Genomic DNA, 12,609 nt, shown 5'->3' with positions numbered 1-12,609 from the left:
ATGCAATTACTCGTTGGAGCCGGACAGCTTGGCCTTCAGCAGAGCACCCAGGTTGGTCGTACCGGCAGAAGCGCTGTCAACCGACAGGTTCTTCATGGCGGTGCTGTCTTCCTGAGCATCCTTGGCCTTGATGGACAGGCTGATATTGCGGGACTTGCGATCCACGGCAATGATCACGGCTTCCACTTCGTCGCCATCCTTCAGCAGGGTACGGGCATCTTCCACGCGGTCACGGGACAGCTCGGAAGCACGCAGGTAACCTTCAACGTCCATGTCCAGAGCAACAACAGCGCCCTTGGCATCAACAGTCTTCACGGTACCCTTGACGATGGCGCCCTTGTCGTTCATGGCAACGTAGTTGTTGAACGGATCACCTTCCAGTTGCTTGATGCCCAGGGAGATGCGTTCTTTTTCCACGTCGATGGACAGAACAACGGCTTCAACTTCGTCACCCTTCTTGAACTTGCGTACGGCTTCTTCGCCAGCTTCGTTCCAGGACAGGTCGGACAGGTGAACCAGGCCGTCGATGCCGCCCGGCAGACCAACGAACACACCGAAGTCGGTGATGGACTTGATCGCGCCCTTCAGCTTGTCGCCCTTGTGGAAGTTGTCGGCAAACTCGTTCCACGGGTTGGCCAGGCACTGCTTCATGCCCAGGGAGATACGACGACGGTCTTCGTCGATTTCCAGGATCATGACTTCAACTTCGTCACCAACCTGAACTACCTTGGACGGGTGTACGTTCTTGTTGGTCCAGTCCATTTCGGACACGTGTACCAGGCCTTCGATGCCTTGTTCGATTTCAACGAACGCGCCGTAGTCGGTCAGGTTGGTTACCTTGCCGAACAGACGGGTGCTGGCCGGGTAGCGACGGGACAGACCAACCCACGGATCTTCGCCCAGTTGCTTCAGACCCAGGGATACACGGTTCTTCTCCTGGTCGAACTTCAGGACCTTGGCTTCTACTTCGTCGCCAACAGCCAGAACTTCGGACGGGTGCTTCACACGACGCCATGCCAGGTCGGTGATGTGCAGCAGGCCGTCGATGCCGCCCAGGTCAACAAACGCACCGTAGTCGGTGATGTTCTTGACGATACCCTTGATAACGGCGCCCTCTTTCAGGGTTTCCAGCAGAGCCTTGCGCTCTTCGCCCAGGGTTTCTTCCAGAACGGAACGACGCGAAACAACCACGTTGTTGCGCTTGCGATCCAGCTTGATAACCTTGAATTCGATGTTCTTGTTTTCGTACGGGGTGGTGTCTTTCACCGGACGTACGTCAACCAGGGAACCCGGCAGGAAGGCGCGGATGCCGTTGACCATAACGGTCAGGCCACCCTTGACCTTGCCAGAGATCAGGCCGGACAGGATCTTGCCGGTTTCCAGCGCTTCTTCCAGCTCAACCCATGCAGCCAGACGCTTGGCTTTTTCACGGGACAGCTTGGTTTCGCCAAAACCGTTTTCCAGTGCGTCGATGGCAACAGTCACGAAGTCGCCAACAGCAACTTCAACAACGCCTTCGTCGTTCTTGAATTCTTCGGCCGGAATCAGGGATTCGGACTTCAGGCCGGCATTTACAGTTACGAAGTTGGAATCAACTGCAACGACTTCGGCAGTGATCACCTCGCCCACGCGCATGTCGTGAAGGGTCAGGCTTTCTTCGAACAGCTGGGCAAAGTTTTCCATGGAGAGGGTAGTCATCAAGCTTACTCTCGGTGCACACCTTGCGGCGTGCGGGGTTAGGGTTGAACACAGGGCGCATCTTGCAATGCAGCAGGAATTGCCCCTTTAAAAAATCATATGCCGGAGGCCTGGTACTGCCCGAAGTGGCGAAGCACTGTATCAACCGCCTGGTCGATGGTGAGCTCCGTGGTGTCGAGCAGAAAGGCGTCCGGCTCTTGTCGCAGCGGCGCTACCGGCCGGGCCGCGTCACGCGTGTCCCGATCGATAATGTCCTGCTTAATCTGCGGAAGGTTAGCAGATTCTCCCTTGCCGATCAACTGCTTATAGCGGCGCCTTGCACGTTCGTCCGCGCTGGCGGTCAGGAAAATCTTGACGGCGGCTTGCGGGAACACCACCGAACCCATGTCGCGACCGTCCGTCACCAGGCCCGGCGCCACGCCAAAATCACGCTGGCGCTGCAACAGGGCGGCACGTACTGCCGGCAGCGCAGCCACCTTGGAAGCGCCAATGCCGATTTCCTCGGCACGAATTTCCGCACTGACATCGTTGCCATCCAGCAACACCACGCCTTGCTCGAATGCGGCAGGCAAACCGGCAGCCAGGCGGGCCAGCGCGGTTTCATCGTCCCAGTTCACTCCCAGCTTGCGCGCATGCAGGGCAAGCAGGCGGTACAGGGAACCGGAATCAAGATAGTGGAAACCCAAGCGTTGGGCGACGATGGCGGCGACAGTTCCCTTGCCGGAAGCAGAGGGGCCGTCAATGGTAATGACAGGAACAGACATGGGTTTGGTTTGCATCCGCAAGGCAGGCCGCGACAGGCGCGCATGGCCAAAATGCTGATTTTACCGCAGCCCCCCTGACTCAGGAACGGTTTCGGGCGGATTTTCTGGCCGGAATAGATAAAAAATGCCGCCAACGGCCATGATTGTAGTTTGCACGTTACCCCGCTGCCCTTTAGAGTGGTGGGCTGCAACGCACACTACTGCCTGCAGGCAGGGTGCGTGATGACAAGACCCGGACAACTTACCCAGACACTACAGAGACACGACGCACCGCCATGGAACAGCTCCGCCTCACTCCGACACCGCACCTTGCCGGCACCATCAAGCTCCCCGGCTCCAAAAGCATCTCCAACCGCACCTTGCTGCTGGCCGCACTGTCCAGTGGCAGCACGCTGGTGCGCGACCTGCTGGATTCGGATGACATCCGCCACATGCTGGCAGCCCTGGGCTTGCTGGGCGTGCAGGTGGAGCAGATCGGCGACAGCCGTGACTTCCGTGTGCAAGGCGTGGGCGGCGAGTTTCCGGTCAAGAGTGCCGACCTGTTCCTGGGCAATGCTGGCACGGCTTTTCGGCCGCTGACTGCCGCACTGGCACTGATGCAAGGCCATTATCAGCTGTCCGGCGTGGCCCGCATGCACGAACGCCCGATTGGCGACCTAGTGGATGCACTGCGCATTGCCGGTGCCGATATCAGCTACCAGGGGCAGCCGGGCTATCCGCCGCTGACCATTCGTCCGGCCAGCCTGCACGCCGGGGAAGTCATTCCGGTGAAGGGCAATGTCTCCAGCCAGTTTCTGACCGCCCTTTTGATGGCGCTGCCGCTGACCGGCGAAACCACCACCATCGAGGTGGTAGGCGAGCTGATTTCCAAACCCTATATCGAAATTACCCTAAACCTGATGGCACGCTTTGGCGTACAGGTGGAACGTCAGGGCTGGCAGCGTTTTGTCATTCCGGGCGGCCAGCACTATATCTCTCCGGGTGAAGTGCATGTTGAAGGTGATGCTTCCAGCGCGTCCTACTTCCTTGCTGCGGGTGCGCTGGCGGGTGGCCCGGTACGGGTGGAAGGCGTGGGTAATCAGAGCATCCAGGGCGATGTGAAGTTTGCCGACACCCTGCGCCAGATGGGCGTGGCCATTACCATGGGCGACAACTGGATCGAGGCAAAAGCCACTGGCAAACTCAAGGCCATTGATTCCGACCTGAACCACATTCCGGACGCCGCCATGACCATTGCCGTGGCCGCACTGGCTGCCGATGGCACCACCACCTTGCGCAATATCGAAAGCTGGCGCGTGAAGGAAACCGACCGGCTGTCGGCCATGGCCACCGAGCTGCGCAAGCTGGGAGCCACCGTTGAAGAGGGCCAGGATTACATCCGCATCACCCCGCCCGCACAGCTGCTGGCCGACGCCGAGATCGACACCTACGACGATCACCGCATGGCCATGTGCTTCTCGCTGGTTTCCCTGCTGGGTGTGCCGGTCGTCATCAACGACCCTAAATGCGTTGCCAAAACCTTCCCGGACTATTTCGAGGTGCTGGCCACCCTGCACGGCTAATCCATCCTCCCGGCCCCGGCTTCACTTGCCGCAGGCCACATGGGACTCGCCACAATGCTAACGCCCGCCTTGCGGGCTTTTTCATTGTCAAATTCGGACAAAAAACACAATATATAGATATTTTTAAAATTACAGACACAACAAAATGACCAATCTCTACGCCATCCGTCGTGAATTCATGCAGCGTTTCGACCTTCCCGCCGCAGATCAACCCGGACTGCAAGCAAACACCCTGGCCATGTGGGAAACCATGCTGCACGAAGAAATGGCTGAATTCCTGCACGCCTTGCAGGAATTCAAACAGCTGGCCGGCTGCGACCAGCAGGAACAAGTACGCCGCATGGCAGAGCTGACTGCAGAAGGCGTGGACGTGCTGAATGTGCTGACCGGGCTGCTGCTGTCGCAGGGCATGCCGCTGGAAGCCATGACCGAGGCCATTCATCAGGCCAATCTGCGCAAACAGATTGATGGCAAGGTAGTGCGCCGTGCCGATGGCAAGATTCTGAAACCCGAAGGCTGGCAAGCCGCAGACAAATGCGCGGTGATCCGCCAGGCCCAGTCATTACATCACCCTACTGCTGACGATGATTAAGTCTGATTTAATAAATACGGCGTAACATGCACACAGATTGATTCGGGCATGCCCACTGAAAAAAGGAAGCATCATGCTGAAAAATTCACAACACAGTTATGGCCGTCTGGCACGTGCCCTGCACTGGCTGAGTGCACTGGCAGTGATTGCCGCACTGGTTTTCATCGAATTCAAGGATATTGCACCCAAGGGCAGCCCGCTGCGTGACTTCCTGAAGTCCGGCCATTTCCAGGCTGGCATCATCGTACTGTTGCTGTTCCTGCCGCGCCTGCTGTGGCGACTGGCCAACCGCGTACCTGACATCACCCCGGCACCGCAGCCGGTCGCCATGCTGCTGGCTCACGCGGCACACTGGTTGCTGTATGCACTGATGCTGGCCCTGCCGATACTGGGCATTGCCATTGTGCAGGGCAATGGCAAGGACGTGGTTTTCCTGGGTAGCACGCTGCCGGTGTTCTTCTCGCTGGGCAAGGAAACCGCGCACAACCTGAAAGAAATTCACGAAGCGCTGGGCAACCTCTTGCTGTGGCTGGCCATTTTCCATGCTGCAGCGGCAGTCTGGCACCACCGCTTTGTCAAGGACGACACTCTCACCCGCCTGACCGGGCCGATTCGCCCCTGATATCCACGCAAACACCCTGCCTTGGCGGGGTGTTTGCATTTACTGCCCTGCATCAGCGCAAATCCCTTTGCCACAGCGCCATCACCATGGCCAGTCCTGCCAACAATGCAAGCGCCAGCAAGGCATGGTCGCAGGCAATCAGTACCGCCTGCTGCGTCACCTGAGCTGACAAACGCGCAAGATCAGACAGGTCCAGCCCCATTCCCCATTGCCTCAGGCTGAGGGCGTCCAGACGGTCCAGCAGGCTCATGCGGGCCACTGCCTCTCCCGCTTGCAACTGCAAGGCAGCCAAACCGGTTCCCATTGCCATGGCCAGTTCACGCAGGATGTTTTTCAGCTGATAGGCATGGGCAAAATCCTCTGCCTGCACCTCGGCATAGGTCATGGCCGCAATCTGCAATACCGACAGCACCGGCACCAGCCCATGCAGCAGGATGGCCGGCAGCACGCTGGCCAACGCTGCGCCCGGCATGGCTACGTGTGACAGCCACATACAGCAGAGCAATAGCAGGCCAAAACCCAGCGCCAGCACATGGTGACGCCGTGTCAGCCAGCGACTGGCATACAAATAGGACAAGGCCATCACCACCGTCACCAGGCTGCCCATGCTCATGGCCCAACCGGTGGTGACAAAGTCGAAACCCAGCCCGTGTTGCAGCATGGCTGACAACAGGTAAGACCAAATCCCGTTGCACAGGTAATAAAGCGCATAAAAAGCCAGCCCCATCAGATAACGCCGCCGCAATACCGCATGCAGCTGCAACCAGGGGTCCGGGTGGGTATGGAGGCGTCGCCAGGCCAGCAACAGCAAGGCCACACCAACAAACAAGGCCAACCACATGCCGGGACGGGCGCTAAAGCGCAAAAAGCGCAGATCTTCCAGCGTATGCAATACCAGCAAGGCACCCAGCCCAAGCGCTGCCACGGCCAACCAGTCCAGCTCCCCGGCCTGGGCACGGGTGGGCGCACCGGCATGCCGGGGATAGCTGATTTGTACCAATAGCAATAACAGCGGGACAAAACCGGCCTGCAACCAGAAAATGGCCTGCCAGCCCCAATCCTCCACCAGCAGGGCTGATAGCCACGGGGAGATTCCGGACAAGCTGAACAAGCCAAGCAAGAAGCCATACATCAGCGGCTTGCGCTCCCTGGGCTGCGCCACCAGTTGCAGCAGGATGCGCGAGGCCGTAAACAGCCCGCCACCACCCAGCCCCTGAAACAGGCGCGCCACCGCCAGGCTGGTGATTCCTTCCGCCAGCGCACAGCCCACACTGCCCGCCATGAACAGCAGCAAGGCCCACTCGGTATAACGCCGGTAACTGATCAGGGTGGCAAAGCGGCCCAGCAACAGATTGACCAGCACCGCGCCCACGGCAAAGCTGGTAAGCGCCCACAAGTATTCTTGCGGTGCCGCTGCCACACCACCCTGAATGGCTCCTCCCGCCACCCCCATCATGCTGACGGCGACAAAGTCCGCCCCGGTCACCAGACCCAGCGTCAGACCAAACAGTCTTACCTGCCAGGGTCGGCATTCGGGGTGGGCTTGCAACAGCACGGGATAGGCATTCATTCGACTGGAGGCTTTGGACTGGGATGGATCGCGCTGACTATAAAGACCATGTTATTTTGAATAAACCGTCAAAATTGAAATCATTATTCAATGCCACGTACAAATGATTGGAATGACTGGTATCTATTCAGTTGTGTCGCGCAACTGGGCAGTTTCAGTCGGGCGGCAGAACGTCTGCAACTGCCCAAATCAACAGTCAGCACCGCCTTGACACGACTGGAACAGAAGCTGGGATCACGCTTGCTGGAACGCAGCACCCGTCGCCTGCGACTCACCGAGGCCGGCTTTCATTTACTGGAAGAAATCAGCCCGCTGTTTGCCCGGCTGGAAGATGTGGCCGACCACCTGCAAGGCCTGGCCGAGGCACCACTGAGCGGCACCTTGCGCATTGCCGCGCCTTACGAGTTCGCCAGCCTGCACCTGAGTCCGGTGCTGTGCGACATCATGCAGGCACATCCTGACTTGCACATCGAGGTGGATGTCATCAGCAATCAGACCGACCCGCTCAGCAGCGGGCATGACCTGAGTTTCGTCATGACCAGTCACCCGCTGCCGGATTCCAGCCTGCTGGGCAAGCGCCTGTACACCTTGCAGCAGGGCCTGTTTGCCGCACCGTCCTTGCTGGCCTCACGTGGCCGGCCACAACATCCTTCTGAACTGCAAGGCTGGCCGCTGCTGGGTGCAGCCAGCGCCCTGCCCTGGCGCTTGCTGCATGCGGATGGCACTGAATTCACACTGCAACAGGGCTTGCATCTGCAAACAGCCAATGCCGGGCTGCGCTTGCAAGCGGCCATTGCCGGGCGCGGTGTATGCCTGGTGTCGCGCAATTTTGCCGCTGCGGCGCTGGCGGCCGGACAGTTGCAAAGCATACTTGGCGACTGGACCCTGCCGCCGTTGAAAACTTATGCGCTGGTGCCCAATCGCAGCTTGCACCCCACCAAGACCCGGCTGCTGCTCGACGGTCTGGAACAGCATTTTGCCGCGACAGAACGACAAGCAGTTCACACTGGCAGCGGCTGACGGCAAGAAAAAAGGACGTCAGCTGACGTCCTTTGTAGCGACAGATACGGCCTGTGATCAGCGCGGTTCGGCACCTTGCTGCCCGGCATGTGCCGCCATGGGTTGCGCAGTGGAACCACGGGCAATCAAGCGTCCGGACAGCACCACCTTGCGTGCACTGCGGGCCGGGTCTTCCAGTCGCTCCAGCAGCATCTTCATGGCGGTGCGGCCAATGTCGTACACCGGCTGTTCAATCACCGTCAGGCCGGGACCGGCCAGCTCGGTCCAGTTGTCATTGTCAAAACCGGCCAGTGCCAGCTGCGCCGGAATGCTGACGCCCGCCGCCCGCGCGCCGCGCAACATGCCCAGCAATACCAGGCCATTACTGGCAATCAGTGCTTCCGGTTGAACCGGTTCGCGCAGCCATTCACGCACGGCCTGCTCTGCGGCCTCCGGCGTGGGGGCAATAAAGCGCGCCTCCGCCTGCAAACCATGCTGCTGCATGGCGGCCACCACGCCAGCATGGCGCTCGGCACCGGTGGTACTGGTGTTACCGAACAGACCGCCGATACGGCGATAGCCCTGCGCCAGCAAATGTTCCACCAGCAGGCTGGCGGCTTCGGCATTGTCCAGCACCACGGCATCGGTCTGGCCGGGCGGGGCCGCGCGGTCTATCAATACCACCGGGAAGCCCAGCTGGTGCGGGTCCAGCTTTTGCGCGGTGGCACGGGTAGGGGCAAAAATGACCCCGGTCACCCGTTCTTCCTGCATCAGCCGCAGGTACATGGCTTCTTTTTGCGGGTTTTCGTCGGTATTGCACAGAATCACCCGCATCCCCACCGCATAGGCGGCGTCCTCCACGGCGCGGCTGACCGCCGTGAAAAAGGGGTTGCGGATATCGGACACAATCAGCCCGATGGTGTGGCTGTGCTGCGAGCGCAAGCGTCGCGCCGACAGATTGGGCAGATAGCCGGTGGCAGCCACTGCTGCTTCCACTTTCTTGCGCAGCTCCTCGCTGACCGGGCCACCGCCCAATGCACGCGATACCGTTGCCACCGATACCCCTGCGGCGCGGGCTACATCCTTGATGCCTACCGTCATTTTGCAATCGTTTTCAGTCAGATTGTCGTGATCGTGCATCAAGTCCAAAACCATTGCAAGCCTTTGGTTTCAATGCATCTTGTTGACTTGAGTAAAATTTGATCCAGATAGTCAACAATCAATATTGACAGCAATTATGTAATCGTTTTCAATGCCATCAACGCAACGCCAGACAATAGCCAGCACAGCCCCTTTTTGGGTGCAATGCAGCAAAATAACAGTACCAGGAGACCACTCCCGATGTCGCACGATCTGATCCATCCGGAACTGATTTGCCTTGCCACCGCTCCGGCCAGCAAGGAAGAGGCCATCCGCCAGGCCGGCCAGCTGCTGGCCAACGCTGGCTGTATCGACGCCGCCTATATCGACAGCCTGCTGGCACGTGAAGCCGTGGCCAATACCTTTCTGGGTCATGGCGTCTCCATTCCGCATGGCATGGTGGAAGACCGCCACCTGATCAAGCGCACCGGCATTGCCATCCTGCAGATTCCGCAGGGCCTGGAGTGGAATCCGGGACAAACCACCCACCTGCTGTTTGCCATTGCTGCCCAGTCGGACGAACACATCCAGCTTCTGCGCAGGCTTACCCGCTTGCTGCAAGACGAACCCCGCCTGCAGCAGCTGTTTGCCACCAGCAACCCGCAAGACCTGATTGCCGCCCTGTCCGATACCGCAGCCGCACCGGCTGCGCCGCAGCAAGCCGCTGGTGATCTGGCCGAACAGTTTGAATGGCAGGTGGACTACCCCAATGGCCTGCACGCCCGCCCGGCCACCGCGTGGGTGGAAACCGCCCGCCAGTTCGCGGCACAGGTGCAAGTGCGTCACGGCCACCATGTGGCTGACGCCAAGAACATGATTTCCCTGCTGCAACTGGGCCTGCAACGCGGCGACCGCCTGGTGGTGTCCGCCGAAGGCAGCGATGCTGCCGCCCTGCTGCAAGCGCTGCAAGGGGTGATGACCCGCCTGACCGCGCAGGAACAGACCGACGCAGCACTGGCCGCACAAAAAGCCCAGGCCCAGCGTAGCGAAAACAACTGGCAGCCGCCGGGCCACCCGCTGGAAGTAGCCGGCATCAGCGCCAGCCCCGGCCTGGCCATCGGTCAGGTGCATGTGCTGACCCACGGCCTGCCCGCCATTCCCGATCACCCGCTGGCCCTGGCCGAAGCCGGTGACAAACTGCATGCCGCGCTGGCCGATACCCGCGCCGAACTGGCCAAACTGGCCGAAGACACCGCCCAGCGCCTGGGCAATGCCGAAGCCGCCATTTTCAAGGCCCAGGCCGAACTGCTGAGCGATACCGACCTGATCACCCTGTCCTGCCAGCTGATGGTGGAAGGCCACGGCGTGGCCTGGTCCTGGCATCAGGCAGTGGAGCGACTGGCCGACCGTCTGGCTGCGCTGGGCAACCAGCTGCTGGCCGCCCGTGCCGCCGACCTGCGTGACGTGGGCCGCCGCGTGCTGGGCAAGATCGACCCCAGCCTGCAAGCCACCACCCTGTCCGACCTGCCGGATAACTGCATTCTGCTGGCCAGCGATCTGTCGCCGTCGGACACCGCCGGGCTGGATACCAACAAGGTGATCGGCCTCGCCACCGCCCAGGGTGGCCCGACTTCCCATACCGCCATTCTGGCCCGCACCCTCGGCCTGCCGGCACTGGTAGCCGGTGGCCCCGGCCTGCTGGGTGTGGCCAATGGCACGGCAGCGATTCTGGATGGCCAGGCTGGCCGCCTCTACCTGAACCCGGGCGAAGCCGACCTGAAATCCGCCCGCGACTGGATGGCACAACAGCAGTTGCGCAAGGAGCGCGAGGAAGCCGAACGCAGCCTGCCGGCCCAGACCCGTGACGGCCACAGCGTGGAAGTGGCTGCCAACGTCAACCGCCCGGACCAGGTGGCCGCCGCCATTGCCGCCGGTGCCGAAGGCGTGGGCCTGATGCGTACCGAGTTCCTGTTCCTGGAACGTGACGACAGCCCGGACGAAGAAGAACAGTTCGCCACCTACCAGGCCATGCTGCAGGCACTGGAAGGCCGTCCGCTGATCGTGCGTACGCTGGATATCGGCGGCGACAAGCAAGTGCCCTACCTCAACCTGCCGCACGAGGAAAACCCCTTCCTCGGCATGCGTGGTGCCCGTCTGCTGCTGCGCCGCCGCGACCTGCTGGAACCGCAGCTGCGTGCGCTGTACCGCGCCGCCCGTGGTGGCCAGCCGCTGTCCATCATGTTCCCGATGATTACCTCGCTGAAGGAAATCACCCGCCTGAAAGGCCTGTGCGAAGGCATCCGCCGCGAGCTGAACGCCCCGGCAGTGCCGATCGGCATCATGGTGGAAGTGCCCGCCGCCGCCACCCTGGCCGACAAGCTGGCCGAGCATGTGGACTTCTTCTCCATCGGCACCAACGACCTCACCCAGTACGCGCTGGCCATCGACCGTCAGCACCCGGAACTGGCCGCCGAAGCCGACAGCCTGCACCCGGCAGTACTGCGCCTGATCCACCAGACGGTACAAGGTGCCGCCCAGCATGGCCGCTGGGTAGGTGTGTGCGGTGGCATTGCCGGTGACCCGTTCGGTGCCGCCCTGCTTACCGGTCTGGGCGTGAACGAACTGTCGATGAGCCCGCGTGACATCGCCAGCGTCAAGGCCCGCCTGCGTGGCAGCGACTTTGCCAAGCTGGCCGAGCTGGCGCAGCAGGCGCTGGATTGCGATAGCGCCGAAGAAGTACGCGCCCTGCAGAGCCTGCTGTCATGAACGGCCCGCTGATCACCATTACCTTGAACCCGGCCATCGACCAGACGGTGTGCGTTCAGGATTTTCAGCCCGGCAGCGTCAATCTGGCGCTGTCCAGCACCAGCAATGCCGGTGGCAAGGGCGTGAACGTGGCCAGCTGTCTGGCCGACTGGGGCTTGCCGGTGCTGGCCACCGGCCTGTTGGGACGCAATAACAGCGAAGCGTTTGAGGCGCTGTTCAAGGACAAAGGGATTGCCGACCGCTTCATCCGCGTGCCGGGCGACACCCGCGTCAACATCAAGCTGTCCGATCAGGCCAATGCCAGCACCACCGACATCAACCTGCCGGGCCTGACCGTAGGCGAGGTGCAGTGGGAACGCCTGCTGACCCTGCTGGCGGCAGACGTCAATCCGGGCAGCCAGATCGTGCTGGCCGGCAGCCTGCCGCAAGGACTGGAGCCGGAACGACTGCCGGTGCTGATTGGCAAGCTGCGCCAATGGGGCGCACATGTGCTGCTGGACAGCAGCGGTGCCGCACTGGCCACCGCACTGGCCGCGCCACGTGCCAGCCTGCCGGACTGCATCAAGCCCAACCGCCACGAACTGGAACAGTGGGCTGGCCGTGCGCTGCCCACCCTGCAAGATGTGCTGGCCTGCGCCCGCCAGTTGCAACAGGCCGGTGTGGCCGAAGTGGTGGTGTCGCTGGGCGAAGAAGGCGCGCTGTTTGTGCTGGATGACGGCCCCGCCCTGCTGGCCCGCCTGCCGGTGCAGAACCCGCTGAGCACCGTGGGTGCCGGTGATGCACTGGTGGCTGGCCTCAGCGCCGCACGCCACCAGCGCCTGACCGGTGAAGACCGCGCCCGGCTGGCCGTGGCCTTTGCCACTGCCAAGCTGGCTCGCATCGGCCCCCACCTGCCGGCACGCAGCGAGGTGGAACAACTGGCACGGCAAGTGGAAGTGCAGCACTTGTCCTAAACC

Annotated in this window: 10 protein-coding genes; 6 read left to right on the top strand and 4 right to left on the bottom strand. The window is 61.2% G+C overall.

Annotated features, from left to right (window positions below; translation table 11 throughout):
• Positions 1-6 precede the first annotated feature (6 nt).
• Positions 7-1,683 carry a 30S ribosomal protein S1 gene (gene rpsA / locus DKK66_RS13020; protein ID WP_045846199.1) on the bottom strand — a complete coding sequence of 559 codons (1,677 nt, stop codon included), beginning with the start codon at positions 1,681-1,683 and terminating at the stop codon, positions 7-9.
• 110 nt (positions 1,684-1,793) lie between these two features.
• Positions 1,794-2,462 (bottom strand): (d)CMP kinase, encoded by a 669-nt coding sequence (gene cmk / locus DKK66_RS13015; protein ID WP_062789501.1) that lies wholly within the window; start codon positions 2,460-2,462, stop codon positions 1,794-1,796.
• 275 nt (positions 2,463-2,737) lie between these two features.
• Here cmk and aroA point away from each other — a divergent pair, with 275 nt between their 5' ends.
• From aroA to DKK66_RS13000, 3 genes are all read left to right on the top strand, one after another.
• The gene (gene aroA / locus DKK66_RS13010; protein WP_131358746.1) at positions 2,738-4,024 is read left to right on the top strand and encodes a 3-phosphoshikimate 1-carboxyvinyltransferase; all 1,287 of its coding nucleotides are present in this window, start codon (positions 2,738-2,740) and stop codon (positions 4,022-4,024) included.
• Positions 4,025-4,169: 145 nt separating this feature from the next.
• Positions 4,170-4,616 (top strand): nucleoside triphosphate pyrophosphohydrolase family protein, encoded by a 447-nt coding sequence (locus DKK66_RS13005; RefSeq protein ID WP_062789439.1) that lies wholly within the window; start codon positions 4,170-4,172, stop codon positions 4,614-4,616.
• 73 nt (positions 4,617-4,689) lie between these two features.
• The gene (locus DKK66_RS13000; protein WP_131358742.1) at positions 4,690-5,238 is read left to right on the top strand and encodes a cytochrome b; all 549 of its coding nucleotides are present in this window, start codon (positions 4,690-4,692) and stop codon (positions 5,236-5,238) included.
• Between the two features lie 52 nt (positions 5,239-5,290).
• Here the strand turns inward: DKK66_RS13000 and DKK66_RS12995 are convergent, their stop codons facing one another.
• Positions 5,291-6,808 (bottom strand): MFS transporter, encoded by a 1,518-nt coding sequence (locus tag DKK66_RS12995; protein WP_131358739.1) that lies wholly within the window; start codon positions 6,806-6,808, stop codon positions 5,291-5,293.
• Positions 6,809-6,898: 90 nt separating this feature from the next.
• Here DKK66_RS12995 and DKK66_RS12990 point away from each other — a divergent pair, with 90 nt between their 5' ends.
• Positions 6,899-7,828: a LysR family transcriptional regulator gene (locus DKK66_RS12990; RefSeq protein WP_131358736.1), complete on the top strand. Its 930-nt coding sequence runs from the start codon at positions 6,899-6,901 to the stop codon at positions 7,826-7,828.
• 57 nt (positions 7,829-7,885) lie between these two features.
• Here the strand turns inward: DKK66_RS12990 and DKK66_RS12985 are convergent, their stop codons facing one another.
• The gene (locus DKK66_RS12985; protein WP_131358733.1) at positions 7,886-8,908 is read right to left on the bottom strand and encodes a LacI family DNA-binding transcriptional regulator; all 1,023 of its coding nucleotides are present in this window, start codon (positions 8,906-8,908) and stop codon (positions 7,886-7,888) included.
• A gap of 240 nt (positions 8,909-9,148) precedes the next feature.
• Between DKK66_RS12985 and ptsP the strand changes: the two genes are divergently transcribed.
• Both ptsP and pfkB read left to right on the top strand, forming a co-directional pair.
• Positions 9,149-11,653, top strand: coding sequence for a phosphoenolpyruvate--protein phosphotransferase (gene ptsP, locus DKK66_RS12980; protein WP_131358730.1), 2,505 nt, complete (start codon positions 9,149-9,151; stop codon positions 11,651-11,653).
• A complete protein-coding gene (gene pfkB / locus DKK66_RS12975) occupies positions 11,650-12,606 on the top strand; it encodes a 1-phosphofructokinase (RefSeq protein WP_131358727.1) in 957 nt (318 codons plus the stop codon). The genes ptsP and pfkB overlap by 4 nt, the downstream gene beginning before the upstream one ends.
• The last annotated feature ends 3 nt before the right edge of the window (positions 12,607-12,609 follow it).

The sequence above is a fragment of the Aquitalea sp. USM4 genome, from assembly GCF_004328945.1.
GTDB classification, from domain to species: Bacteria; Pseudomonadota; Gammaproteobacteria; order Burkholderiales; family Chromobacteriaceae; genus Aquitalea; species Aquitalea pelogenes.
The sequence above is the reverse complement of the archived record's forward strand: the minus strand, read 5'-3'. Positions and strand labels throughout refer to the sequence as shown.